The 463-nt window shown below is 74.7% G+C and carries 1 protein-coding gene; it reads right to left on the bottom strand.

Annotation, left to right across the window (positions count from 1 at the left end; genetic code table 11):
• Positions 1–86: 86 nt before the first annotated feature.
• Positions 87–299 carry a hypothetical protein gene (locus tag AX737_RS26465; RefSeq protein ID WP_066926672.1) on the bottom strand — a complete coding sequence of 71 codons (213 nt, stop codon included), beginning with the start codon at positions 297–299 and terminating at the stop codon, positions 87–89.
• Between the last annotated feature and the right edge of the window lie 164 nt (positions 300–463).

Genomic DNA, 463 nt, shown 5'->3' with positions numbered 1-463 from the left:
ACCCTGTCCCTCTCCCTCTGGGAGAGGGGACCCGCGCTTCGTCCTGAGACGATGCGTTGGACCGAACCCATCAACCGGAGGACGCCTCAGATCAGCGATGCCGCGACGGCCAGCAGGCCGGCCAGCAACCCGGCGATGCCGGAACCGGCCAGCAGCGCCGTGCGCAGGCGGCCGGGCCGGTGGTTGTCGTTGCAGGCCGCGGGCAGCGCGCTCGGGAAGCGGCGCCACTTGCGCGAGAAGGAGGGCGCGTCCTGCAGGGCGCCGGGCCGGGGTGCGTCGGGCTGATGGCGACAGGACATGGACCGTCCGACCGGTTCGAGGCGTCCCTTCGAGACAGCGCAACATAGCACGGGCGCGGGCCGGCACCACAGCGGATGCCGGCCCGCGCCCGCCTTCCGAGGGACTACTCGGCGGCCGGCTTGGGCGCGGCCGCGCCCGGCTTGGCGGCCGGCTTGGCGGCGCC

Source organism: Methylobacterium sp. CCH5-D2 (genome assembly GCF_001556475.1).
Classification (GTDB): domain Bacteria; phylum Pseudomonadota; class Alphaproteobacteria; order Rhizobiales; family Beijerinckiaceae; genus Methylobacterium; species Methylobacterium hispanicum.
This window is presented reverse-complemented; position numbering and strand designations above follow the sequence as displayed.

What these genes read in the sequence shown, in the direction of transcription:
- AX737_RS26465 (WP_066926672.1), bottom strand. Translation starts at nt 299, where the DNA reads ATGTCCTGTCGCCATCAGCCCGACGCACCCCGGCCCGGCGCCCTGCAG.